The organism is Paraburkholderia bryophila, from assembly GCF_013409255.1.
In the GTDB taxonomy this organism is placed as follows: domain Bacteria; phylum Pseudomonadota; class Gammaproteobacteria; order Burkholderiales; family Burkholderiaceae; genus Paraburkholderia.
The window spans coordinates 3,909,513-3,934,879 of the sequence record NZ_JACCAS010000001.1; the positions used below are offsets into that span (position 1 = coordinate 3,909,513).

20 protein-coding genes and 1 other RNA gene are annotated in these 25,367 nt (G+C 62.6%); 13 read left to right on the forward strand and 8 right to left on the reverse strand.

Features of this window, described 5'->3' with window-relative positions; all coding sequences use genetic code 11:
- Nucleotide 1: 1 nt before the first annotated feature.
- From fdhF to GGD40_RS17545, 3 genes are read right to left on the reverse strand one after another with little or no spacing between them, the layout of a single operon-like run.
- Nucleotides 2-2,962, reverse strand: a complete 2,961-nt coding sequence (gene fdhF / locus GGD40_RS17535) for a formate dehydrogenase subunit alpha (protein WP_179744384.1) — start codon at nucleotides 2,960-2,962, stop codon at nucleotides 2-4.
- Nucleotides 2,963-2,976: 14 nt separating this feature from the next.
- Nucleotides 2,977-4,566, reverse strand: coding sequence for a formate dehydrogenase beta subunit (locus GGD40_RS17540; protein WP_179744385.1), 1,590 nt, complete (start codon nucleotides 4,564-4,566; stop codon nucleotides 2,977-2,979).
- Nucleotides 4,563-5,048: an NAD(P)H-dependent oxidoreductase subunit E gene (locus GGD40_RS17545; protein WP_179744386.1), complete on the reverse strand. Its 486-nt coding sequence runs from the start codon at nucleotides 5,046-5,048 to the stop codon at nucleotides 4,563-4,565. Before GGD40_RS17545 ends, GGD40_RS17540 begins: the two co-directional genes overlap by 4 nt.
- Nucleotides 5,049-5,182: 134 nt before the next feature.
- Here GGD40_RS17545 and GGD40_RS17550 point away from each other — a divergent pair, with 134 nt between their 5' ends.
- Complete coding sequence (locus tag GGD40_RS17550; RefSeq protein WP_179703397.1) at nucleotides 5,183-6,259, forward strand: substrate-binding domain-containing protein; 1,077 nt, start codon at nucleotides 5,183-5,185, stop codon at nucleotides 6,257-6,259.
- Nucleotides 6,260-6,368: 109 nt separating this feature from the next.
- A complete protein-coding gene (locus GGD40_RS17555; protein ID WP_179703398.1) occupies nucleotides 6,369-6,635 on the forward strand; it encodes a hypothetical protein in 267 nt (88 codons plus the stop codon).
- A gap of 117 nt (nucleotides 6,636-6,752) precedes the next feature.
- Here GGD40_RS17555 and GGD40_RS17560 read toward each other — a convergent pair whose 3' ends face one another.
- Nucleotides 6,753-7,121 (reverse strand): COG4315 family predicted lipoprotein, encoded by a 369-nt coding sequence (locus GGD40_RS17560; RefSeq protein WP_179744387.1) that lies wholly within the window; start codon nucleotides 7,119-7,121, stop codon nucleotides 6,753-6,755.
- Between the two features lie 561 nt (nucleotides 7,122-7,682).
- Between GGD40_RS17560 and GGD40_RS36955 the strand changes: the two genes are divergently transcribed.
- From GGD40_RS36955 to GGD40_RS17580, 5 genes are all read left to right on the forward strand, one after another.
- Complete coding sequence (locus GGD40_RS36955) at nucleotides 7,683-7,814, forward strand: hypothetical protein (RefSeq protein ID WP_257030421.1); 132 nt, start codon at nucleotides 7,683-7,685, stop codon at nucleotides 7,812-7,814.
- Nucleotides 7,815-7,935: 121 nt separating this feature from the next.
- Nucleotides 7,936-8,838: a hypothetical protein gene (locus GGD40_RS17565; RefSeq protein ID WP_373565338.1), complete on the forward strand. Its 903-nt coding sequence runs from the start codon at nucleotides 7,936-7,938 to the stop codon at nucleotides 8,836-8,838.
- Nucleotides 8,839-8,932: 94 nt separating this feature from the next.
- Nucleotides 8,933-10,126, forward strand: a complete 1,194-nt coding sequence (locus GGD40_RS17570) for an HlyD family secretion protein (protein ID WP_179744388.1) — start codon at nucleotides 8,933-8,935, stop codon at nucleotides 10,124-10,126.
- Nucleotides 10,127-10,128: 2 nt separating this feature from the next.
- Nucleotides 10,129-12,231, forward strand: coding sequence for a peptidase domain-containing ABC transporter (locus GGD40_RS17575; RefSeq protein ID WP_179744389.1), 2,103 nt, complete (start codon nucleotides 10,129-10,131; stop codon nucleotides 12,229-12,231).
- On the forward strand, nucleotides 12,224-13,801 hold the full coding sequence (locus GGD40_RS17580; RefSeq protein ID WP_179744390.1) for a TolC family protein: 1,578 nt from the start codon (nucleotides 12,224-12,226) through the stop codon (nucleotides 13,799-13,801). Before GGD40_RS17575 ends, GGD40_RS17580 begins: the two co-directional genes overlap by 8 nt.
- Nucleotides 13,802-13,918: 117 nt before the next feature.
- Here GGD40_RS17580 and ssrA read toward each other — a convergent pair.
- The 4 genes from ssrA to ompA form a co-directional block, all read right to left on the reverse strand.
- Nucleotides 13,919-14,288: a transfer-messenger RNA gene (gene ssrA, locus GGD40_RS17585) on the reverse strand.
- A 124-nt stretch (nucleotides 14,289-14,412) separates the two neighbouring features.
- Nucleotides 14,413-15,126 carry a phosphoglycolate phosphatase gene (gph, locus tag GGD40_RS17590; RefSeq protein WP_179744391.1) on the reverse strand — a complete coding sequence of 238 codons (714 nt, stop codon included), beginning with the start codon at nucleotides 15,124-15,126 and terminating at the stop codon, nucleotides 14,413-14,415.
- Between the two features lie 31 nt (nucleotides 15,127-15,157).
- Nucleotides 15,158-15,856, reverse strand: coding sequence for a bifunctional 2-polyprenyl-6-hydroxyphenol methylase/3-demethylubiquinol 3-O-methyltransferase UbiG (gene ubiG, locus GGD40_RS17595; protein WP_179703444.1), 699 nt, complete (start codon nucleotides 15,854-15,856; stop codon nucleotides 15,158-15,160).
- A gap of 239 nt (nucleotides 15,857-16,095) precedes the next feature.
- Nucleotides 16,096-16,743 (reverse strand): outer membrane protein OmpA, encoded by a 648-nt coding sequence (gene ompA / locus GGD40_RS17600; protein ID WP_179703445.1) that lies wholly within the window; start codon nucleotides 16,741-16,743, stop codon nucleotides 16,096-16,098.
- A gap of 475 nt (nucleotides 16,744-17,218) precedes the next feature.
- Here ompA and gyrA point away from each other — a divergent pair, with 475 nt between their 5' ends.
- The 6 genes from gyrA to GGD40_RS17630 all read left to right on the forward strand — a co-directional run bounded on the left by gyrA (nucleotide 17,219) and on the right by GGD40_RS17630 (nucleotide 25,350).
- Nucleotides 17,219-19,855 carry a DNA gyrase subunit A gene (gyrA, locus tag GGD40_RS17605; RefSeq protein ID WP_179703446.1) on the forward strand — a complete coding sequence of 879 codons (2,637 nt, stop codon included), beginning with the start codon at nucleotides 17,219-17,221 and terminating at the stop codon, nucleotides 19,853-19,855.
- Nucleotides 19,856-19,978: 123 nt separating this feature from the next.
- Complete coding sequence (locus GGD40_RS17610; protein ID WP_035547578.1) at nucleotides 19,979-20,581, forward strand: DUF2059 domain-containing protein; 603 nt, start codon at nucleotides 19,979-19,981, stop codon at nucleotides 20,579-20,581.
- A gap of 307 nt (nucleotides 20,582-20,888) precedes the next feature.
- Nucleotides 20,889-21,971 (forward strand): 3-phosphoserine/phosphohydroxythreonine transaminase, encoded by a 1,083-nt coding sequence (serC, locus tag GGD40_RS17615; protein WP_179744392.1) that lies wholly within the window; start codon nucleotides 20,889-20,891, stop codon nucleotides 21,969-21,971.
- Nucleotides 21,972-22,039: 68 nt separating this feature from the next.
- A complete protein-coding gene (gene pheA / locus GGD40_RS17620) occupies nucleotides 22,040-23,122 on the forward strand; it encodes a prephenate dehydratase (RefSeq protein ID WP_179703448.1) in 1,083 nt (360 codons plus the stop codon).
- 99 nt (nucleotides 23,123-23,221) lie between these two features.
- The gene (gene hisC, locus GGD40_RS17625) at nucleotides 23,222-24,334 is read left to right on the forward strand and encodes a histidinol-phosphate transaminase (protein ID WP_179703449.1); all 1,113 of its coding nucleotides are present in this window, start codon (nucleotides 23,222-23,224) and stop codon (nucleotides 24,332-24,334) included.
- A gap of 74 nt (nucleotides 24,335-24,408) precedes the next feature.
- A complete protein-coding gene (locus GGD40_RS17630; protein ID WP_179744393.1) occupies nucleotides 24,409-25,350 on the forward strand; it encodes a prephenate dehydrogenase in 942 nt (313 codons plus the stop codon).
- The last annotated feature ends 17 nt before the right edge of the window (nucleotides 25,351-25,367 follow it).

A 25,367-nucleotide genomic window follows, 5' to 3' on the forward strand; every position in this document is an offset into this window, starting at 1 on the left:
CTCACTTGCCCGAGGTGGCGTTGGCCAGCTCGCGTTGCTTAAGCAGATCGAGCTGTTCGGTGTTGAAGCGCGAATAATCTTTCTGCCATTGCGACGGCTGTTCGACCGGCATCACCTGCACCGCCGTCACCTTGTATTCCGGACAGTTGGTGGCCCAGTCGGAGCTATCGGTGGTGATCACGTTCGCGCCCGATTCGGGGAAGTGGAACGTCGTGTAGACAACGCCCGGCTGCATCCGCTCGGTGACCTTCGCGCGCAACACGGTTTGCCCCGCGCGCGATTCGATACCGACCCAGTCGTCCATCTTTATGCCGCGCTCTTCTGCGTCGTGCGGATGGATTTCCAGCCGGTCCTCGTCGTGCCAGCGCGAGTTCTCGGTGCGGCGCGTTTGCGCGCCGACGTTGTACTGCGACAGAATCCGCCCGGTGGTGAGCAGCAGCGGAAATTTGCGCGTGACCTTTTCCGGCGTCGCGATGAACTTCGTAATCACGAACTTGCCCTTGCCGCGCACGAACGTATCGATATGCATGGTCGGCGTACCGTCCGGCGCGTTCTCGTTGCACGGCCACTGAATGCTGCCGAGTTCGTCGAGCTTCTTGTACGACACGCCGTGGAACGTCGGCGTGAGACGCGCGATCTCGTCCATGATTTGCGACGGGTGCGTGTAGTCCATCTCGTAGCCAAGCGCACGCGCGAGCATCACCGTGACTTCCCAGTCGGCGTAACCCGGCACCGGCGGCATCACCTTGCGCACGCGCGAGATGCGGCGTTCCGCGTTGGTGAAGGTGCCGTCCTTTTCGAGGAACGACGAACCCGGCAGCAGCACATGCGCGTATTTCGCGGTCTCGTTGAGAAAGATGTCCTGCACGACGATGCATTCCATCGACGACAGCGCCGCCGCCACATGATGCGTGTTCGGATCCGACTGCACGATGTCTTCGCCCTGGCAGTACAGACCCTTGAAGGTACCGTGCACGGCGGCGTCGAACATGTTCGGAATCCGCAGGCCCGGTTCGGGCTGCAGCGTGACGTTCCACGCCTGCTCGAACAGCGTGCGCGTGACCGTATCGCTGATATGCCGATAGCCCGGCAACTCGTGCGGGAACGAGCCCATGTCGCACGAGCCCTGCACATTATTCTGGCCGCGCAGCGGATTCACGCCGACCCCTTCGCGGCCGATGTTGCCGGTGACCATCGCGAGATTGGCGATGCCCATCACCATCGTCGAGCCTTGCGCGTGTTCGGTGACGCCGAGGCCGTAATAGATCGCGGCGTTACCGCCGGTCGCGTAGATGCGCGCCGCTTCGCGCACGTGTTGAGCCGGTACGCCGCTCAACGCTTCGGTCGCTTCCGGCGCATTCTCGGGCAGCGCGACGAAATCGCGCCACTGTTCGAACGCGCGCGTATCGCAGCGCTCGGCCACGAATGCTGCGTTGAACAGGCCTTCGGTCACGATCACATGCGCCAGCGCGTTCACCACGGCCACATTGGTGCCCGGCCGCAATTGCAGATGATGCGAGGCCTTCACATGCGGCGTATCGACGATATCGATCCGCCGCGGATCGACCACGATCAGCTTCGCGCCTTCCCGCACACGGCGTTTCATCCGCGAGCCGAACACCGGATGGCCATCGGTCGGATTCGCGCCGATCACCATGATCACGTCAGCTTTATCGACCGACGCAAAGGTCTGCGTGCCCGCCGATTCTCCGAGCGTGGCCTTGAGGCCATAACCGGTCGGCGAGTGGCAGACGCGCGCGCAGGTGTCGACGTTGTTGTTGCCGAACGCGGCGCGCACCAGCTTTTGCACCAGATACGTCTCTTCGTTCGTGCAACGCGACGAGGTAATACCGCCGATCGAATCGCGGCCGTGCTGCGCCTGAATCCGGCGGAATTCCGACGCCGCGTAACTCAGCGCTTCTTCCCAACTGACTTCGCGCCACGGGTCGGTGATCTTCGCGCGGATCATCGGCTTCGTGATGCGGTCCTTGTGCGTCGCGTAGCCCCATGCAAAGCGGCCCTTCACGCAGGCGTGGCCTTCATTGGCCTGGCCATTTTTGTGCGGCACCATCCGCACGACCTGGTTGCCCTTCATCTCCGCCTTGAACGAGCAGCCGACGCCGCAATACGCGCAGGTGGTGACGACTGAATGCTCGGCCTGGCCGAGCATGATCACGGTCTTTTCCTGCAAGGTCGCGGTCGGGCACGCGGCGACGCAGGCGCCGCACGACACGCACTCCGATTCCATGAACGGCTGGTTTTCGCTCGCCGCCACGCGCGATTCGAAGCCACGTCCCGCGATGGTCAGCGCGAACGTGCCTTGCGTTTCCTCGCACGCGCGTACGCAGCGATTGCAGACGATGCACTTCGACGGGTCGTACGTGAAGTACGGGTTCGACTCGTCTTTCTTGTCCTTCAGATGATTCGCGCCGTCGAAGCCGTAGCGCACTTCGCGCAAGCCCGTCACGCCCGCCATGTCCTGCAGTTCGCAGTCGCCGTTGGCGGGGCAGGTGAGGCAGTCGAGCGGGTGATCGGAGATGTACAGCTCCATCACGTTGCGGCGCAGCGATTGCAGGCGGTCGGTCTGCGTGCGCACCTTCATGCCGGCTTCGACGGGCGTCGTGCACGACGCTGGATAGCCGCGTTTGCCATCGATCTCGACCAGACACAGGCGGCACGAGCCGAACGGTTCCAGTGAATCGGTGGCGCACAGCTTCGGCACGTTCACGCCGGCTTCGACGGCGGCGCGCATGACCGAGGTGCCGGCCGGCACCGTCACGCTCTGACCGTCGATTTCCAGCGTGATATCGACGTCGGCGTGACGTTCGGGCGTGCCGTAGTCGGTGTCGTCGAAGAACGAACGGGGCGCGCGGGCTTGCGTGTTCTGTTGCAGCGCCTGCGACTTGCACGCGCAGTTGCCTGAGCCGCAGCCGCCGGCAGGGGAGTTGAGCACGTCGGACATGGTGAGCTCCTGGGTCAGGCCGCTTTGGGCGCGTGATGAGGCACGTTCGGGGACGCGTCGGACGACGCGCCGGCGAGACCGAAGTCTTCGGGGAAATGATCGAGCGCGGACAGCACCGGGAACGGCGTCATGCCGCCCATCGCGCACAGCGAACCGGACACCATCGTGTCGCATAGATCGCGCAGCAATTGCACCTGGCGCGTGGACGTATCGCCGTTGCGGATCCGGCCGATCACCTCGACGCCGCGCGTCGAGCCGATCCGGCACGGCGTGCACTTGCCGCACGATTCGAGCGCGCAGAAGTGCATGGCGTATTGCGCGAGTTCGGCGAGATTCGACGTGTCGTCATGCACGACCAGACCGCCGTGACCGACCACTGCGCCAACCGCCGCATAAGCCTCGTAGTCCATCGGAATGTCCCACTGGCTTTCGGGCAGATAGGTGCCGAGCGGGCCGCCCACCTGCACCGCGCGCACCGGCCGGCCGCTGGCCGTGCCGCCGCCGTAGTCGACCAGCAATTCGCGCAGCGTCACGCCGAATGCGAGTTCGACGAGACCGCCTTGCTTCACGTTGCCGGCCAGTTGGAACGGCAACGTGCCGCGCGAACGGCCCATGCCGAAGTCTTTGTAGAACGCCGCGCCGCGCGCGAAGATCAGCGGCACGGTGGCGAGCGTGATGACGTTGTTGATCACGGTCGGCTGCCCGTACAGGCCGACGAGCGCCGGCACCGGCGGCTTCGCGCGGACGATCCCGCGCTTGCCTTCGAGCGATTCGAGCAACGCGGTTTCCTCGCCGCAGACATAGGCGCCGGCGCCCTTCGCGACGAACAGCTCGAAGCGATGCGCTGCCGATCCAAGCACGCTGTCGCCGAGCCAGCCGGCGGCGCGCGCTTTCGCGATGGCGGTTTCGAGCGTCGCGATCGAATGCGGATACTCGCTGCGCACGTAGATATAACCGACGGTCGCGCCCGTCACAACGCCGGCGATGATCATCCCTTCGATCAGCATGTACGGGTCGCTTTCCATCACGAGGCGATCGGAGAACGTGCCGGAGTCGCCTTCATCCGCATTGCAGACGATGTACTTCTGCGCCGCTTTCGCGCCACGCACCGTGCGCCATTTGATCCCGGCCGGAAACGCCGCGCCGCCGCGGCCGCGCAGCCCGGATTCGATCAGCGCTTCGCAGGCGGCATCGCCGTCGGTTTGCAGGGCGGCGCGCAGACCGTCGAGGCCGCCGTGGGCGACGTAGTCGTCGAGGGAAAGCGGATCGGTGATGCCGATCCGCGCAAACGTCAGGCGCTGTTGCTTCTTCAGATACGGAATCTCGTCGACCAGACCAACCCGCCGCGCGTGTTCGCCGCCTTGCAGGAAGCCGGCGTCGAACAAAGCGGCGACGTCGTCGGCTTCGACATTCGCGTAGCCGATGCGGCCTTCGGCCGTCGCGACTTCAATCAGCGGCTCGAGCCACAACAGACCGCGCGAACCGTTGCGAACCAGTTCGATTTCGATGCCACGGCGTGCGGCTTCGGCGACGATCGCCTGAGCCAACGCATCGGCGCCGAGCGCCAGTGCCGACGAATCACAGGGAACGTAAAGTCGTGTCATGTCGTCACCTCCACGCACTTTTCGGCGGCGGCGAGAAGCGCGTCGAATTTATGCGGCGTGACCTTCGCGTGCAAGGTGCCGTTGAGCATCAGCGCCGGCGACAGCGCGCATTGACCGAGGCAATACACCGATTCCAGTTCCACCGTCGCGTGAGGCGCGTGCTCGGCGTCGAAGCGGCAACCGGTGCGCGCTTCGATATGCTGCGCGAGCGCTTCGGTGCCCATGCTGCGGCAGGCTTCCGCGCGGCACAGTTGCACCGTGACCGGCGCGGCCGGTTGCGTGCGGAAGTGGTGGTAGTAGGTGATGACGCCGTGCACCTCGGCGCGCGACAGATTCATCGCCTTGGCGAGCGGCGCGACCGTGGCCGGCGGAACGTAGCCGAGTTCGTCCTGAATCGCGTGCAGCACCGCTAGCAGCGACATGCCCGGACGCGCGTGACGCTGCACGAGCTGATCCGGCGCGACGGCGAGGGAATCGTCCAAGTGGGGGCTCCTCCAGAGTCATATATGCACTTGTAATTCATAAAGCGTGCACTTATGCTTTGTTTATTCGATATGGGATAGCCGAACAATAGGCGGGTGAAACAGCCCGTGCAATAGGAAAGAATTGAGCATATATGATCAGAATCGAGTGCCAGGCGGAGCTGGTGGTGAAGGCTGCGGACGGCCGCGAGGCCAGCCTGTCGGACGTCGTGCCGCTGCTCGCGCTGGTGGACGAATCTGGCAGCATCGCGCAGGCGGCCACGCTTAAGGGTTTGTCCTACCGTCATGCATGGGGTCTGCTGCGCAGCATCGAAGAGCGTTTGGGCGGTGCGCTGATTGCGAAGGAGCGCGGCCGCGGCTCGGTGCTCTCTGAACTCGGCCAGGCCGTGCTGCGTGCGCAGCGTCTGTGCGGCGAACGGCTCGACGGCAACATGCAGGCGCTCGCTAGCGAAGTGGCGAGCGATCTGAACCGCTGGCTCGCGCCACCCGCCGACGACGTGCGCATTTACGCGTCGCATGGTTACGCGGTGGCCGCGCTCGTCACGTCGCTGGTCGCGCACGATCTGCCGGTTGACATCAAATACCGCGACAGCGCCGACGCCGTCAGCGCACTGGCGCGCGGCGAATGCGATCTGGCCGGCTTCCACTTGCCGCGCGGCGAGTTTCGCGCGGCTTGCGCCGACACTTACCGGCGCTGGCTCGATCCGCAGCGCCATGTGCTCGTGCATCTGACGCGGCGCAAGCAGGGGCTGTTTCTCGGCAAGGGCAACCCGCGCGGCATTGGCGGTCTCGGCGACCTCGCGCGCGACGACATTCGCTTCGTCAACCGTCAGCCGGGCTCGGGCACGCGCATGCTGCTCGATCTCGCGTTGCGCAAAGTCGGTGTCGATCCGGATCGGGTGAATGGCTATGCGTCGACCGAACTGACGCATTCGGCGATCGCGGCCTTCGTGGCGAGCGGCATGGCGGACGTGGGCTTCGGCGTGGAGCCGGCGGCGCATCACTTCGGGCTCGACTTCATTCCGATCGTCGACGAAGACTATTACTTCGCCTGCGACCGTAGCCGTCTGGAACGCGCGCCGCTCGCGACGGTGATCGACCTGCTGCGCGGCGCCGCGTTCCGCCATAGCGTCGACCAGCTCGAAGGCTACGATCCGCAGGAATGCGGCACGCTGGTCGACCTCGAAGTAGGGCTCGGCGTGGCGGCGTAAGAGGCCGTAACCATCTACGTGGGTTCGGCGCTGCGCATGGCGCCGGTTTGCGATACGCTCTAAGCTTTCGTTTTCGCCTCAATCGCGCGAGTCGTCGCGCTCAATCGCTATGAAAGCTCTTCTTCACGCATGGGTTGCAGTCGCTGCAACCGGTATGGTTCTCGCCACCGCTCCGGTCGCGTTCGCCCAGAATTCGCCCGGCGTGCCGGGCGGGATCCTGAACGACCAGTTCCGTCTTGCCGAGCATCCGCAAATGCCGTTCGCCGCGTCGGCGCCGACGGACAAGTATCAGTCGAACAAGAAGTCGGCCATGCGCAAGCGCGGTGACAATGGCGACCCGAACGGCTGTAACTTGCAGTGTCCTAAAGACGAATAACGCGGGAGAAGGTCTTCCGTCTGGTTTGTCATGCGACGCCGGCTCGATGCCGGCGTTTTTTTTTCGTTTGAGCGCGCGTTGCACCCGCTCCCGCTGCGCTTATTGCGCGGCGGTCATTCAGGGCTTGGCCGTGTGCCACATGTCCTTGAAGCCATTGCCCTTTTCATCGCCCGCCTGCTTGTCAGCCGCGTAGTGGTACAGCGGGTGGCCTTTGTACGCCCATTGCTGTTTGCCGTCGGCCGCGGGGATCAGCGTCCAGTCGCCCGACGGCTTATCCATCGAACCGGCCACCGCCGCGGGCCAGTAACTCATGCAGCCGCCGGTGCAGGCGCTGACGCCGGGCGTCGTGTCTTTGTCGAAGGTATAGAGCGTCATGCCGTCGGCGGTGACGAAGCGGCCGTCGACCGCTTTGGGCGCCTCGGCGAAAGCGCTGTGTTGCAGGGCAAAAAGGCTGACAAGGGCGACGCCGAAGAGTGTCTTGCGCATGATGTGGACTCCTGGTTTGACAACGTACGGTTTTGAGTTGGTGCAGCGAGGGTCATGCCCGCGCTGCCCGTTTGCGTGCGTGCCAGTCCTAAACGGATCAGGGCGAGGATTTATTCCATGTCATGCGACGTTGCGGGATTGGTGAGTGCCTTGTTTTATTGGGTGGATATTTTAATGTGAAAATTAATGTTCAGAATTTTCTAATAATTTTGCGGAAATTTCGGGGTAAATTTTTGAGCTATTTTTTTGGTTGGATTGTTTCGTCAACGAATGATGGGTGATTGGTTGGGGTTGTCCTGAGTTGGAAAAGATATTGTGCTTTCGAGTGCTCAAGCCTTCATGGCGGCCCATGACTGGCGGATCTGCATGAAATGGCTTGAGAATAAAAATTTCCCGTTTAGTGGGTGGAGCGACATGATGGGTTTATTGGGTTGGGTCGGATTTGTAAAATAAAGCAAAGGCCCTTCTACCAAAAAAATGTGCTGATAAGATTTTATTCGCTTCACGAATTAAGAAATTCTCGTGGGCTCATTTATCGGCTTAGTAAAAAAGGTAACTCAAATGCAAAAAATCAATCGTAACGAACTCGCTAAATCCGCTGTTGCAGGCGGCTGCTGCAAGTGCAACTCGCAGCCGGCTCAGTCGTCGACCTCGTCGAAGAGCACGCCGGTGCCGGCGAACACGCGTTCGTAAGCGTGTATGACGCACTGGGGCGTTTCCTGAAGGGGTGCCCCAGTGCCTCGATATGGCCGTGGAGTTGAAGATGGAATCAAGGCGTGATGCATTAGTCATGCTGACTTTGCTGCACAGAAAAATGGCGTATGCGTGGCGCGGCGCGTGGCGTGCGTTGATGGCTCACCTGCCGCCTTCGGCTATTGAGCCGTGTGCCGCAGTGGTGTGCAAGATCCTGGGTCTCGTCAGCGCGCGTAAGCGTTGGCAAGGCATCGCGCGCCTGGAGATCGGGCGAGATGTGCTGCAACTGGCGCCGCTCGATAAGAGTCGTGTCGCCGCGGGACATTTGCGCGAGAAGCTGATCGATCAACGCATTTACTTCGGCCGCTTATCGCGCGGTAGCGAAGCGTGGCCCGACCTGCAGCGCGTCGCCGCGGCGCTAGCCGGGAAAATTCGCCAGCTTCAGGCCGAGGTGCCAGGGCGTCCAGTCATCGTGTCGCCGTTTCACTATGTGTCGCAATACGCCAACATTTACGTCATCGACGAATTGCGGGCGCTGCTCGGCCTCGAGACGATTGCGGTCGTGTCCGGTGTGCCGCGAGACATGTATGGCAACGACCATGCACTCATCCCCGGCGTCAACGTGCTCTACACCTATGGCGAAGACGACCGCAACGGACTCGGCCTGCGCGTCGCCCGCGCGTTGAAGCGCAGTGGCGTTGTGGTGTTGTTTGCCGATGTACCGCCCTTCGCGTTGCATCGCTATCCGATGGAAACCGTCGGTGTTTCCCTGTTCGGACGCAACGCGCGGATTCACAACGGCGTGTTCCGGCTTGGCGCGCCATTCGGCGCCATGCTTTTGCCATTTTATTTACGTTTCGAACGCGGGCGCTTCAGTGCCGAACTGTTCGATCCGCTATCTCTTGCCGCCCCTGACGCCGTGCCGCAGCTCGCGCGTTGCATTGAAACGGCGGTAACCCGGAACTATTCAGACTGGCTAGTCGCCGGACATCCGTCGATGTACGCGTTCGCGCCAGTTCGCTAGACCCGTCCGCACGGCGTGCAGCCGTGCAGCACCACGCCCGCCGCAGCCAGGCGGATCGACACAGCGCCGGGTGGTATCCGGCAGCAATGAAGCTATGGAACCTATCAATCTCCCGCAGTTCAGGGACGTCTCGTGGCGTTGGATCGCCTATGCGACGTCGTCAGTCGTGGCGATCGCGACCGTATTTGCGTTCTTCCACGACGTCGAACTGAAACAGGACGTGCGCGCGGAAATCGTCTCGCCCGCCGAGGTCAAGATTCAGGGGCTGACCGGACTCGTTTCAGCGATCTACGTCGAGCCGTCCGCCCGCGTCGCTCAGGGGGCCGCGCTGTTCCGGCTCGATCGCGATCTGTCGCTGGCGAGCGACGGTCAACAACGCCCGGCGTTCGACGAACAGATGCGCGACGAACAGATTCGGTCGAGCGAAGCCCAATACGGGCAGCGCAAGGCGGATCTGTCCGCGCAACGGGACGCCGCACGCGTCGCCGTGCAGAGCCGGCGCGCGGAAATCACGGCGTTGGGTGAGCAACTGGCGCAGAACCGCGAATTGTCGGACGAAGCCGGTCGCAAATTGACCCGGCTCGAATCGGTCGCCGACTACATCACCGCGGACCGGGTCGAGCAGGCGAGGGCCGATACCCACCAGGCGAAAGTTGCGCTGGCGCAGGGCGCCGCGCGCGGCCAGCAACTGGGCGCGGAACTCGGCGCGGCGATCGGCACGCAAACAGGCCTCGGCGCCCAGCTCAACGAGCTGGAGGCGCGCCACGCCCGCGATCTGCAGGACATCCGCGTGCGCTTCGAACAAACCCGCCAGGACGCTACGATTTCCGCGCCCAAGGCCGGCGTGGTCACTTTTTCAGGGCTCGTTCCGGGCCGAACGCTCGCACCGGACGACGTCGCACTCGTCATCTCAACCGGCGAAAAGGGCAGTTTGCGCGCGGCGTTGCGCATCCCTTCGCGCCGACGTGGTTTTGTCCGCGAAGGGCAGATCGTGCGGCTGAAGTTCGACGCGTTTCCGTACGCGAAATTCGGCAGCTATGAAGCGCGCATCGATTCGATTTCGCGCACTACCGTGCGTTCGGCGATCTCGCGGGGCGTCCCGTCGAAGTCGCCGGGTCCGGACGGCGACTACATGGCGTGGGCCACGCTGAGCGGCGACCAGTTCCACTTCGAGCGGCAACACTTCGACATCCTGCCCGGCATGGCCGCGACGGCGAGCATCGTGATCGAGCGCCGCACCATCGCCGAATGGGTGCTCGCGCCGCTGTTCCGCGTGCTACGAGGCTGACCATGCGTGCGATCTATCAGAACGAAGTTGCCGAGTGCGGCTATGCGTGTCTCGCCATGGTGCTGTCGCATCTTGGGCGCGCCACGGAGGTGCGCGAATTGCAGGCGTTCAGGTCAGTGTCGGCCAACGGCCTGACGCTCATGGATCTCTACGACGTCGCCGTCGAATTCGGTCTCGCCGTACAGGCTTACCGGTTCGACGCCGGCGATCTGCCGCGCGTGAAACGTGGTTCGATCCTCCATTTCGGCGGCGCGCATTTCGTGGTGTTCGAGAAGTGCGGGCGGGGTTACGTGCAGGTGATCGATCCGGCCAGCGGCCGTCGGCGCATTTCGATGGACACCTTCGTGGCCAACGTGTCCGGCTATCTGCTCGAATGCGCGGCCACGCCGCTCATGCCGCGCATCCGCGACAAGTCTCGTGTGCCCGCCGCGCTTGCCCGTGTGCGAGCGCTGAATCCGCAACTCAAGGCGCAGATCGCCAAGGTAATGTTCGTGGCGCTTGGCAGCCAGTTCGCGATCCTCGCCATGCCGTACCTCGGCAATCTGGTGCTCGACGACGTGGTCGCTGCCGACAACCTCAATCTGCTCAACGTGCTCATGCTGACGTTCTCGGGCATCTTCGTCGCGGGCGCGTTGAGCCATTACGTCGAAACGTATCTCGTCGGACTGCTGCATGGTTTCGTGCAGATGAGCATGACCGAGGGGCTGCTCTTGAAGCTGTTGCGCAATCCGATTCCGTACTTCGAGAAGCGGCACGTCGGCGATCTGTTCGCGCGCGTGAAGGCGCAGGACGAAATCAGCATCTACGCGACGCGTACAACCATCGGGCTGTGTATCGACATGGTGGTCGGTACGTTGGCGCTCGCGCTGATGCTGGTACAGAGCCGGCAACTCACGGTGATTGCGCTGCTGGTTTTCATGGTCTACGTCGCGGTATCGTTCGCGCTGTTTGCGCGAATGCGCGATACCCACGCACTCGTGCTTGAAGAGTCGGCCCGTTGCGACGACACGCTGATCGAGACGATACGCGGCGCGTCGTTGATCAAGCTGTCGCAGGGCGAGACGCGGCGCACCGCGATCTTCATGGCCAGATACCGTGCGTATATCGCGGCGCTGGTGCAAAACAGCCGGCTCGGCAGTGCGCGCGACGCGATCCTGAAGCTCGTCAATTACGCCGACATGATCGCGATCACGTGGTTCGCGGCGCGCCTGATGCTGGGCGGCGTAATCTCGGTGGGCGTGTTCTATTCGTTTCTGATCTACAAGTCGCTGCTGTCGGAGCGCTTTGCGCGTTCGATCAACGCGGCCTTCGAGTATTTCATGCTGAGCGTGCCGGCGGCGCGGGTCGGCGACATCGTCGATTGCGAAGCGGAGCGCTACACGCCGCCTGCCGACACGCATAAAACCGTCGAGGTGCGCAGCTTCGAGCGCATCGACGTGCGCGACGTCACGTTCCGCTATGGCGTGTCGGACCAGCCGGTGCTCAAGCGCGCGAATATCGTCATTCGCCGCGGCGACAAGATCGTGATCACCGGTTCATCGGGCAGTGGTAAGTCCACGCTCTTCAAGCTGCTCGCGGCAGCCGAGCCGCTTCAGGACGGTGAGATCACGCTGAACGGCATCGCGTGGCCGAACCTCACCGTCGACGAGATCCGTCGCCACGCCGTGCATATGCGCCAGGGCGATCTGATCCTGCATGGCTCGATCGCGGAGAACGTGTCGCTGTTCGCCGGCAACGCGGACGAAGCCCGCATTCACGCCTTGCTCGACGACGTCGGCCTGCTGCCCGACGTGATGCGTTTGCCGATGCGAACGCGCACGGTGATCAGCGACACGATCGCGAATATTTCCGCTGGGCAGCGACAGCGTCTGCTGCTTGCGCGCGCGTTGTATCAGCAACGTGAGCTGTTGTTGCTCGACGAGCCGACGTCGAATCTCGACCCGGCGTCGGTGCGGCAGGTCGTGGCCTTGCTGCAGCGCCTCGAACGGACGGTCGTGGTGATTACACATGACATGTCGCTCGCGGCGGCGTTCGACACGCGTTACCGGTTGGTCGAAGGCGAGTTGGTGTGTGAGGCGCGCGCGGGCGTGGTGGCCCATGACTAGGCGCACGGTGCCGGGCTGCCTCTGGCTGATCGCGCTCGCCTGCGTCTCTCTGGCGAGGCCGGCCGCAGCGGTCGATCTGTCGGCGGTTGTTGAGCAGGCCACTGACCACGACGCGAATCTCGCGGCATTCCGCGCGGGCTCCAAAGCGGCCCAGCAGGCGCTGCCCAAGGCGCGCGCCGGGTTCTTGCCGCAAGTCGCGGGCGGCTGGGGACGCGCGTACAACAGTACGGTGATGGAAGGTTTTCCGCGCAACACCTACTGGCAGAACGGCTGGAGCGTTACGCTGACGCAGCCGGTCTTCGACTGGAGCCGCTGGACGGTTTACAAGCAGGCTGACGTGATCGGGGCGCGCGGTGTGCTAGAGGTGGCGAGCGCTCAGCAGTCGGCCATCGTGCAGGCGGTGCGCGCGTATTTCGACGAGCTTGCCGCAGAAGACGAGCTGACGCGCGCCAACGACTACACGGCCGCGCTCGATCTGCATTTCGAGCAGTTGCGGCGCAGGCAGGCGGCGGGCGAGGCGACTGTCATCGACCTGCAGGAAGCCGAAGCGGCGCGCGAACAGGCCCAGTTGCAGCAGCAGGACGCGCGTAGCGAGTTGCAGCTTAAACGGCTTGCTTTGGAGCAACTCACGGGGCAGCCCTTTGCTGCACTGTCGCGGCTGTCCGACAGCGCGGTCATGCCGAGGCTGGACCCAATGGACAGCGAGAATTGGGCCTCGCAGGCCGAAGCCCACGACTACCGGGTGCAGTTGAAGCAGATCGACCGACGCCTCGCGGAACTGGAGGTCGAGAAGGCGCGGGCGAGACATCTGCCGGTCGTGAACCTGTCGGCGAGTCATACGCCGGCGGGCGCGGCATCCGGCTATTCCCGGCCGACAACGACCACGACCGCGATGTTGTCGATCACGATTCCGCTGTTCGAGGGCGGCGAGAGCGCTGCCATCGTCGACGAGAAGCTCGCGCTGGAAGACAAGGCGCAGGACGAACTGCTGGCGGCGCAACGCGTCGCGGGCGCGACGGCGCGCGAGAACTGGTCGCGCTTTCGCACCGGCGTGGCGCGGGTCGATTCGCTGACGCGTTTGATGCGGACCTCGCGCTCGGCGCTCGACGCGACACAGGTGGGTTATAAGGTGGGCAGCCGGACCAGCGCGGATGTCTTGCGCGCGTCGGATGCGTTGTATTCGAATCGGCGGGATTTGATCCGCGCGCGCTATGCGACGATCGTTGCGTTGATGCAGCTTAAGGCTGCGACGGCGGCGCTGGATTTTGACGAGGTGGGGCGGGTGAATGGGTTGCTGGTGGGGGCGCGGGGTGGGGCGGTGAGCGCGGCTGTGAATGGGCCTGCGAATGAGTTCGCGAATGGGCCTGTGGATGGGCTCGCGAATGAGCCTCCTGCAATTGCAATGGCGAACAGGGCTGCAGTTGTCCCGCTCGCGCGGTCGCCCAGCAGCGCTGCGCCAGCAGGTCAGACCATTCCCGAACGTAGCGCTGACGGATGGACCTCGCCTTCGGCCTCAGCCTCAGTAAACGCACTCCAAGCCTGGCGCGCCTCGACGCTAACGGAGCAATAGACACGTAGCGCGTTTGCGTTGACTCGCTCGCCTAACGCCGGCAACAAAAAACCCCGAGAGCTCGACGCTGTCGGGGTTTTTCATAAAGTGCGGCACCGGTACGGTGGGCACGATGTCTGGTGGAGGCGGCGGGAATCGAACCCGCGTCCAGAAGCACTCTACGACTAGTTCTACATGTTTAGTTCTGTCATTTGATTTAACCCGAGCGACGCGGACGAACACGCTGCACTAAGGCGATTCACTAATTTTTCGACCCGGATGTCGTGACACCACCAAGGCTTAACTGACGTATATGACCTCTGTCGGTATTGCTACCGGTCTTGCGACTCTAGCCCGTCAGTGAACTAGGCAGAGGACGGCGGCCCTTAGGCTGCCAGTGCGAACGTTTCGTCGTTTGCAGTTACGTTTTTCCCATTGATTAACGAGGTGACGGGTCCTCGACATGCCCTAGCCGCTTCGCAACCCCTGTCGAAACCAGGTCGCCCCCGCGGTTCGTTGCTCAAGACTTCTGAACCAACGTAGATTTTACAATAGATTGACGGCCGCGTCCTGACTCATTGGCAAAGCGAACGCGGCGGAGCGCTGCTTTCGCTTTGCTGCGGCACGGCGACTCAACCGATGTCGCGCAGCAGCTTTTGCAGTGCCGCCGGCGACTGAACGACGTGTTGCGCGTGCCATTGCGTCGGCGGAATGTCGTTGCCGCAGTAGCCGTAGGCGGCGGCGATCGTTTTCATGCCGGCGGCGAAGCCTGCCTGCACGTCGCGCAGGTCGTCGCCGACGTAGACGACGCGCTCCGGCACCACGTCCAGCTCACGTGCGGCGTGCAGCAACGGTGCGGGGTGGGGCTTCGAGTGCGGTGTCGTGTCGCCGCTCACGACGCAGCCCGCGCGCTCTTCCAAACCGAGCTGGGCGATCAGCGGCTCAGTGAGCCGGGCCACCTTGTTCGTGACGATGCCCCAGCGCACGCCGCGGGCGTCGAGCTCGTCCAGCATCTCGGGAATGCCCGGAAACAGCGTGGTCTCGATGCACAAGTCCGCCTCGTAGTTGGCGAGGAATTCTTCCCGCATCGACGCGAACTCGTGACTGTCGGGGCCGATGCCGAACGCCCCGCCAATCAGCCCGCGCGCGCCGGCGGAGGCGAGCGGTCGCAGGTCTTCGAGCGGCACCATCTCGAGCCCGCGATCGTGGCGCATCTTGTTGACGGCGGCCGCGAGATCGGGCGCTGTGTCGGCTAGCGTGCCGTCCAGATCGAACAGGACGGCATGGCAAAGACCTAAGGCATCGTCGTTGTCTTCGCGTTGGGGCAGGGGCGTGGGATCGCTCATGGATGGGTTCGGGTCCGGAGGGCGTAGCGCGTCAGACGTCGCGGCGGCAGGCGAGCATGTAGTTCACGCTCGTGTCGGCGGACAGCGCGAAATGCTTGCTGAGCGGGTTGTAGACGATACCTTTGATGTCGGCTGTGCGTAGCTCGGCCGCGCGCACGAAGCTCGCCAATTCCGACGGGCGAATGAAGCGCGCGTAGTCGTGCGTGCCCTTGGGCAGCATACGCGCGATGTACTCGGCGCCGATCACGGCAAACAGGTACGACTTCACGTTGCGGTTCAGCGTGGAGAAGAATACCCAGCCGCCGGGTTTCACCAGCGTCTTGCAGGCTTCGACAATGGCGGACGGCTCCGGCACGTGCTCGAGCATTTCCATGCAGGTGACCACGTCGTACGTGCCCGGTTCGCGGGCGGCGAGCGCCTCGGCGGCGATTTCTTCGTAGTCGACGGTGACGCCGCTTTCAAGACTGTGAAGATCGGCCACGCCGAGCGCCTGGTGCGACAGGTCGATGCCTTTGACGTGCGCGCCCAGGCTCGCCATGGACTCCGACAGAATCCCGCCGCCGCAGCCGATATCCAGCACTTTCTTCCCCGCGAGATGCGAATGAGCGTCGATCCAGCTCAGACGAGTGGGATTGAGTTCATGCAGCGGTTTGAATTCCGCATTCGGGTCCCACCAACGATGTGCAAGGTCGCTGAATTTCTGCAGTTCGTGGGGATCGGCGTTGGTCATAGCGGAAGCTGCCTCGATGAGAGCGGTGAGCGGGCGCTCGAGGATAAATCCTGAGTATATAGGTCGAGGGACAGGGCGGCAAAATGCCGCGCCGTTCTGGGGCGCGATCCATGCCGTCGTGCCGTGCGGGGTCGCTCGCGAATCTGCAAAATGCGTCGATCGGCGCCAGGGCGTCTAAATACGCAGGCATAAAAAAAGCCCCGCCGAAGCGGGGCTTTGATACTGCGGTAACTTGTAGCTTATTGCTTCGAAGTACCGACAACTTCGACTTCCACGCGACGATCCGGTGCGAGGCAGGCGATGAGTTGCTTGTGGTTCTTCTGGTTGCAACCGGTCGTGACCGGGTTGCGCTTGCCCTTGCCTTCCGTATAGATACGGTTGGATTCGATGCCCTTGCTGACCAGGTATGCCTTGACAGCTTGAGCGCGACGCAGCGACAGACGATCGTTGTACTTGTCCGAACCGATACGGTCCGTGTAACCCGTTGCAACGACGACTTCCAGGTTCAGCGCGCCGATCTTCGATGCGAGATCGTCCAGCTTTTCCTTACCGCCCGGCTTCAGGATTGCTTTGTCGAAGTCGAACAGCGCGTCAGCTTGATACGTAATCTTTTGGCTGGTGATAGCCGGTGCAGGTGCGACCGGAGCCGGCGGGGTCGGAGCCTGGGCAACCAGGGCGCCATCGCACTTTGCGTTGGCCGTTGCCGGCGTCCAGAATGCATCGCGCCAGCAAAGTTCGTTCGTGCCGTTCATCCACACGTATTCGCCGGTACCATTCACCCAGTTGTCATTCGTAGCTTGTCGCGACGCCGGCACCGATTGCGCCATGGCGGATGCAGCCATAACTGCGGTAGCTGCAATGAACGCGAGCTTTGAAAGTTTATTCATATTTCTCCTCTCGAAATTGAGATTACCGCAGGTTTACTGCGAGCCTGTTGACGAAGACAAGTCATACATTGCTCGAAGTATAACATCGGTGTAGAACAAAAAACGTGCTGTGTAGACTTCGAGCAGTGTCTAACTCTTTGTGCGTTGGCATTTTGCCATATCGTTCCCTTCCCACGATAAAAAAATCTGCCCCCAATCAAATCGCCCTGCAATTGTGGTGCATGCGCAACAGAAGCAATCCGCTGGAGGCTCCGCCAGTCATGGCTGAGCGGCGGATTGCCCCACGCACGAATCGCGCCTGACCGACGTAAAAGTGGGGCATCGGGACGCGCTATCCGATCACCCTCTAATAGGTATACGTGCCTGAGTCGGGAGCGGATTCGCGGCATGTTAGAATCGCGTGATGCGTTGCGCCTGCAATGCTTACGCCAACGCGTCGTTTACCCGTCGCCTTGGCACGTAAAAGATACGGATAATGGATCAATTCGCCAAAGAGACTCTGCCAATCTCCCTAGAGGAGGAAATGCGCCGTTCGTATCTCGATTACGCGATGAGCGTGATCGTGGGGCGTGCGCTTCCCGATGTTCGCGATGGCCTGAAGCCGGTGCACCGGCGCGTGCTGTACGCGATGCACGAACTGAACAACGACTGGAACCGGGCTTACAAGAAGTCGGCGCGTATTGTCGGCGACGTCATCGGTAAGTACCACCCGCACGGCGACACGGCTGTTTACGACACCATCGTCCGGATGGCGCAGCACTTCTCGCTGCGCTACATGCTGGTGGACGGTCAGGGCAACTTCGGTTCCGTGGACGGCGACAACGCCGCCGCGATGCGATACACCGAAATCCGCATGGCGAAGATCGGCCACGAACTGCTGGCCGACATCGACAAGGAAACGGTCGACTTCACGCCGAACTACGACGGCAGTGAAAACGAACCGGCCATCCTGCCCGCGCGCATTCCCAATCTGCTGATCAATGGCTCGTCGGGAATCGCGGTCGGCATGGCGACCAACATTCCGCCGCACAACCTCAACGAGGTCGTCGACGCTTGCCAGCATCTGCTTAAGAATCCGGAAGCCACGATCGACGAACTGATCGAGATCATTCCGGCGCCCGATTTCCCGACCGCCGGCATCATCTACGGCGTGGCCGGCGTACGCGACGGCTATCGCACCGGCCGCGGCCGCGTGTTGATGCGCGCGCTCACGCACTTCGAGGAAATCGACCGCGGTCAGCGCATGTCGATCATCGTCGACGAACTGCCGTACCAGGTGAACAAGCGCTCACTTCTGGAGCGCATTGCCGAGCTGGTCAACGAGAAGAAGCTCGAAGGCATTTCCGATATCCGCGACGAGTCCGACAAGAGCGGCATGCGTGTCGTGATCGAGCTCAAGCGCGGTGAAGTGCCGGAAGTCGTGCTCAACAATCTGTACAAGGCGACCCAGCTTCAGGACACCTTCGGCATGAACATGGTCGCGCTGGTCGACGGCCAGCCGAAGCTGCTGAACCTGAAGGAAATGCTGTCGTGCTTCCTGTCGCATCGCCGGGAAGTGTTGACGCGGCGCACTGTATACGAGCTGCGCAAGGCGCGCGAACGCGGTCACGTGCTCGAAGGTCTGGCGGTTGCGCTCGCCAACATCGACGAGTTCATCGCGCTCATCAAGGGTGCGCCGACTCCGCCGATCGCGAAGCAGGAATTGATGGCGCGTCCGTGGGATTCGTCGCTGGTGCGCGAAATGTTGTCGCGCGCCGAGTCGGAAAACGCGTCGGCCGGTGGTCGCGAAGCCTATCGTCCGGACGGGTTGAACCCGGCGTTCGGTATGCAGTCCGACGGCCTCTACCGTCTGTCCGACACCCAGGCTCAGGAAATTCTGCAGATGCGTCTGCAACGCCTGACGGGTCTCGAGCAGGACAAGATCATCGGCGAGTATCGCGAAGTGATGGCGCAAATCGCCGACCTGCTGGACATTCTGGCTCGCCCGGAACGCATTACGGCGATCATCGTCGACGAACTGACGTCGATAAAAGCCGAATTTGGCGACGCGCGCCGCTCGAAGATCGAGATGAACGCGACCGAGCTGAACACGGAAGACCTGATCACGCCGCAGGAAATGGTCGTGACCATGTCGCATGCCGGCTATGTGAAGTCGCAGCCGCTGTCCGAATACAGTGCGCAGAAGCGTGGTGGCCGCGGCAAGCAGGCCACGGCCATGAAAGAAGACGACTGGATCGACACGCTGTTCATCGCGAACACGCACGACCACATTCTGTGCTTCTCGAACCGCGGTCGCGTGTACAGCGTGAAGGTCTACGAAGTGCCGCAAGGTTCGCGCAACTCGCGCGGCCGTCCGATCGTGAATATCTTCCCGCTGCAGGAAGGCGAAAAGATTACGGTTGTCTTGCCGGTCAAGGAATTCTCGGCCGACAAATTCGTGTTCATGGGCACCGCGTTAGGAACGGTAAAAAAGACGCCGCTGGAAGCCTTTGGCCGCGTGCTGCGCAAAGGTATTATTGCGGTCGGTCTGGATGACGGCGATTACCTGATTGGCGCCGCGATCACAGACGGCCAGCACGACGTGATGCTGTTCTCGGATTCGGGCAAGGCGGTTCGCTTCGACGAGAACGACGTGCGTCCGATGGGCCGTGAGGCGCGCGGCGTGCGCGGCATGCAGCTCGAAGACGGCCAGAACGTGATCGCGTTGCTGGTGGCCGGCGACGAGCAGCAGTCGGTGCTCACCGCTACCGAAAACGGTTTTGGCAAGCGTACGCCGATCATCGAGTACACCCGTCACGGGCGCGGCACGAAGGGCATGATCGCGATTCAGACGTCGGAGCGCAACGGCCGCGTCGTCGCCGCAACGCTGGTCGATCAGGAAGCGCAGATCATGTTGATCACCAATACGGGCGTGCTGATCCGCACGCGCGTGTCGGAAATCCGCGAAATGGGCCGTGCAACCCAAGGTGTTACACTCATCAGCCTTGACGAAGGGACCAAGCTTTCAGGTCTGCAACAGGTTGCTGAAGCGGAAGCTGAGGGCGATGTGGAAGGCGACACCGAAGGTCCGGCCGAAGGTGAAAACGGCGGTGACGAGGGTGGGGCAGCCTGATCCGCGTTGGCGGCTTTCAGTCTCAGTGATTGGTTGAAAGCTGCGCAGGGAATAATGGCGTATCGGGCCGATACGTATCCCGCGCAGCGCGCAGTTCAAATTAATTTCTCTTAGGGAGTAATGATGCAAAAACGATTCAAACAACTGATGTTGCTGGCTGCCCTCGTGCCGACCTTTGCTATGGCTCAAGCGCTTCAGAGCCCGGCTCCGGCGGCTCCGGCTGCTGCCGCAGCACCGGTTGATCCGGCCAAGCAGGCTGCTATCAAAGATCTGCTGGACGCAATCGACGCACAGAAGCTCGTCGGCGCGATCGGCAACAGCGCCCAGATGCAAGCCAAGCAGCTGGTTCCGGCCATCCTGTCGGACGCCCTGAGCGAAAACAAGACGATGACGGACAAGCAGAAGCAGGCTTCCGTCCCGACGCTGCAAAAGAATGCAGTGCCGAAGCTGGTTGACGGCGCAGGTCAAGTGTTCGCAACGGACTCTTTCCGTTCGGACGCAATGCAAGCTCAGTACGACGCTTACGCGAAGTACTACAGCACGTCGGAAATCAAGGATCTGACCGCGTTCTACAAGAGCCCGACCGGCCGCAAGTTCATCCAGGTACAAGACCAGGTTGGCCGCGACGTCGTGAATGGCTTGATGCAAAAGTACATGCCGCAATCGATCAAGGCAACGCGTGACCAGGCAGACAAGGAAGTCGCTTCGGTCAAGCCGGCCAAGTAAATCCCAGGTCGAAAGGCTGCGCTGAAATCGCGCTAGCCGCTTTCTCGGGCGCGTTTCGTAGGCTCTACGGCGCGCCGGGTTTGGCGGCTTGACGGTGACAATGCGATAATGGCCGTTTGCGCACAGGCGCAAACGGCCATTATCTTTTTCAGCGCGAAACGGCGGGCAATTCGCTCGGTCGGTTTGCGTTGTCGAACCGATGCGATCGGCACCGCGCGGCCCGCTTCACAGTGGTTGCCTTCACGGCGGCCAATTTCGCCGAATATGCGCGATCCTTCTTTTTCGCGCCTGCTTCCAGGATTTCACGATGCGCGTCTTTAATTTCTCCGCCGGCCCCGCGGCCATGCCCGAAGAAGTGCTGCGTCAGGCAGCCGACGAGATGCTCGATTGGCAAGGCAGCGGCATGAGCGTGATGGAAATGAGCCATCGCGGCAAAGAATTCATGTCGATCCACGAGCAAGCGCTCGTCGATCTGCGCGACCTGCTTGAAGTGCCGGCAAGCCATCGCATTCTGTTTCTGCAGGGCGGCGGTCTCGGCGAGAACGCGATTGTCCCGATGAACCTGCTTGCCGCGAAACCGCGCGCGGATTTCATCGTGACCGGTTCGTGGTCGCAGAAGTCGTTCAAGGAAGCGCAAAAATACGGCGCCGTGCATCTCGCCGCGAGCGGTCAGACGGCGGACGGTTTCACGCGTTCGCCCGCGCGCTCGGAATGGCAGTTGTCGGACGATCCGGCTTACGTGCATCTGTGCACGAACGAAACGATTCACGGCGTCGAAACGTTCGAGATTCCTGACATCGGCGATATTCCGCTGGTGGCCGACGCGTCGTCGCATATTCTGTCGCGCCCCATGGACATCGCCAAATACGGCGTGCTGTTCGGCGGCGCGCAGAAGAATATCGGCATGGCGGGCGTGACGGTGGTGATCGTGCGTGAAGACATGCTGGATCGCGCGCTGTCGATCTGCCCGTCGGCGTTCGAGTGGAAAACCGTCGCCGAAAACAATTCGATGTACAACACGCCGCCCACCTATGCGATCTATATCGCCGGGCTGGTGTTCAAGTGGTTGAAGAAGCAGGGCGGCCTCGTTGAAATGGAAGCGCGCAACTTCGAAAAGTCGAAGCTGTTATACGACACGGTCGACTCCAGCAGCTTCTATCTGAACAAGGTCGAACGTGGCTCGCGCTCGAGGATGAACGTACCGTTCTTCCTCGCCGACGAGTCGCGCAACGATGATTTCCTGGCCGGTGCGAAAGCCCGGGGAATGGTGCAGCTAAAGGGCCACAAGTCCGTTGGCGGCATGCGGGCGTCGATTTATAACGCCGTCCCGCTCGAAGGCGTCAACGCGCTTGTCGAATACATGAAGGAATTCGAACAGCGCAGCGCCTGAGCGAGCAGTATCGAGCAGCAGGCGCGCGCATCCTTTCCAGCAGTTACCCGGCAGGGCCGTATTCACGCATGGACGACGAACTCAATACCCGACTCAAACCCCTTCGCGAACGCATCGACGCGCTCGACGCGCAGTTGATCGCGCTTCTCAATCAGCGCGCCGCGGTGGCGCTCGAAGTGGGTGAGGTCAAGAAGCATTTCAACGCGCCGGTGTTCCGCCCCGAGCGCGAGCAGCAGGTGATCGCGCGTCTGCAAGACATGAGCGACGGGCCGCTCGCGAGCGAGCACATCAGCGCAATCTGGCGCGAGATCATGGCCGCGAGCCGCGCGCTCGAAAAGACCATCAAGGCCGCGTACCTCGGGCCGGTTGGCACGTACAGCGAACAGGCCATGCACGAGTACTTCGGTCAGTCGATCGAAGGCCTGCCGTGCCCGTCGATCGACGAAGTGTTTCGCTCGGTCGAAGCCGGCGCTGCGGAATTCGGCGTCGTGCCGGTCGAGAATTCGACCGAAGGCGCGGTCTCGCGCACGCTCGATCTGCTGCTGCAAACGCAACTCACGATCGGCGGTGAACTGGCTTTGCCGATTCATCACAATCTGCTGTCGCTGAACGGCGGTTTGACCGGCGTGACACGCGTATGCGCGCATGCGCAGGCGCTCGCACAATGCCAGCGCTGGCTGTCGACGAACGCACCGCATCTGGAGCGCCAGGCGGTGTCGAGCAACGCTGAAGCGGCGCGCATGGCGGCGGCCGATCCGACCATCGCGGCGATCGCCGGCGATCGCGCGGCGACCCACTACGGTCTGCAAGTCGCCTACGCGTTGATCCAGGACGATCCGCACAATCGCACGCGCTTCGTGATGATCGGCAAGCAGCCGGGTGGTCCGAGCGGGTACGACCAGACCTCGCTGATCGTGTCGGTGGCGAACGAGCCCGGCGCCATGGTCAAGCTGCTGGAACCGCTGGCGCGCCATAGCGTGTCCATGACCCGTTTCGAATCGCGTCCGGCGCGCGTCGGTACGTGGGAGTACTACTTCTACATCGACGTCGAAGGTCATCGCGACGATCCGGGCGTGGCCGCCGCGCTCGCCGAACTCGGCGAGAAGGCCGCGTTTCTGAAGATTCTGGGCTCGTATCCGCGCGCCCGTTAATGGCGCACAGACTGACACACAGACACGCAGGCGGCGCCCAACGGCATGCGTGGCGCGCCGGTCGCAGACTCATTTGCTAATAATCGTTCGGAGATTTTCATGACAGCGTCTTTCGGTCCTTCCTATGTGCGCGCGATTGCCCCTTACGTCGCCGGTAAGCCGATTTCGGAAGTGGCCCGCGAGTTTGGTCTGGACGAAGCGAGCATCGTGAAGCTGGCGTCGAATGAAAACCCGCTGGGCATGCCGGAATCGGCGCAACGCGCCATGGCGAAAGCCGCCAGCGAACTGGGCCGCTATCCGGACGCGAATGCGTTCGAACTGAAGAGCGCGCTGAGCGAGCGTTACGGCGTGCCAGCCGAGTGGATCACGCTCGGCAACGGCAGCAACGACATTCTCGAAATCGCCGCGCACGCGTTCGTGGAGAAGGGCCAGTCGATCATCTACGCGCAGTATTCGTTCGCGGTGTACGCCTTGGCCACGCAAGGCCTGGGCGCACGCGCGATCGTTGTGCCGGCCGTCGAATACGGTCATGACCTCGACGCAATGCTCGCCGCGATCACCGACGACACGCGTCTGATCTTCGTCGCCAATCCGAACAACCCGACCGGCACGTTTATCGAAGGTCCGAAGCTCGAGGCGTTCCTCGACAAGGTGCCGCGCAACGTGGCCGTCGTGCTCGACGAGGCGTACACCGAATATCTGCCGCAAGAGAAGCGCTACGACTCGATCGCCTGGGTGCGTCGTTATCCGAATCTGCTGGTGTCGCGCACGTTCTCGAAGGCGTTTGGCCTGGCCGGCCTGCGCGTGGGCTTCGCGATCGCGCAGCCGGAATTGACCGATCTGCTGAACCGTCTGCGTCAGCCGTTCAACGTGAACACGCTCGCGCAAGCGGCGGCAATCGCTGCGCTGAACGACACGGCGTTTCTGGAAAAGAGCGCAGCGCTCAACGCGCAAGGCTATCGCCGTTTGACCGAGGCGTTCGACAAGCTTGGTCTCGAATACGTGCCGTCGGACGGCAACTTCGTGCTGGTGCACGTGGGTAATGACGACTCGGCCGGCAACCGCGTCAACCTGGCGTTGCTGAAGCAGGGCGTGATCGTGCGTCCGGTTGGCAACTACGGTTTGCCGCAATGGCTGCGTATTACGATCGGTCTGCCGGAAGAAAACGAAGCATTCATCGCGGCGCTCGAAAAGACGCTCGCCGCCGCTTGATCGGTACCCGAACGGTAACCTGAGCGGCAATCCTTGATCCGCGCGCCGCATCGCATGAGAGGCGCGCTTTTACTATGACCGACGTGGCTGCGTTTTCTTTTAACAAGTTGGTGATTTTCGGTGTCGGCCTGATCGGCGGATCGCTGGCGCGCGCGTTGCGCGAGCGCGGCGAGACGACGGGCGCGCGCAAGGTGATCGGCGTCGGGCGCTCGTCCGCGTCGAGCGCGCGGGCGCTGGAATTGGGTGTGATCGACAGCGCCGTGGCGTTGAACGACGACAGCGCGCTACGCGAGGCGTTGTCCGGCGCGGACTTCGTGCTGCTGGCGGCGCCCGTCGCGCAAACGCAGCCTTTGCTCGAACGTATTGCGCCGTTTCTCGACGCAGAGACGATCGTCACCGATGCCGGCAGCACCAAGTCCGACGTAGTCGCCGCCGCCCGCGCGGCGCTCGGTGCCCGCATCGGCCAGTTCGTGCCGGGGCATCCGATTGCCGGCCGCGAAGCGAGCGGCCCGGATGCCGCGTTGCCCGACCTGTATGTGAACCGCAATGTCGTGCTGTGCCCGTTGCCCGAGAATGCGGCTGAGGCGGTCGAGCGTGTTGCCGCGATGTGGCGTGCCACCGGCGCCAGCGTGCGCGATATGTCGCCCGAACAGCATGATCGCGTGCTGGCGTCGGTCAGTCATTTGCCGCACGTGTTGTCGTTCGCGCTGGTCGAACAGATTCTCAATTCGCCGGACGCCGCGTTGAAGTTTTCGTTCGCGGCGGGCGGCTTTCGCGACTTCACGCGCATCGCGGCGTCGAGCCCGGAAATGTGGCGCGACGTGTGCGTCGCCAATCGCGCCGCGCTGCTTGAAGAGCTCGACAGCTACACGGCCGTGCTCGCGCGCTTGCGCGCAGCGATCGAGGCCGGCGACGGCGCGACGCTCGAAGCCGTGTTCGCGCGCTCGCGCGTGGCGCGTAGCGAGTGGCAGGAACAGCGCTCGGCCGGCGTCGCGCATAGCGACGCGTCGAAATAACCGGAACTGGACTCAAT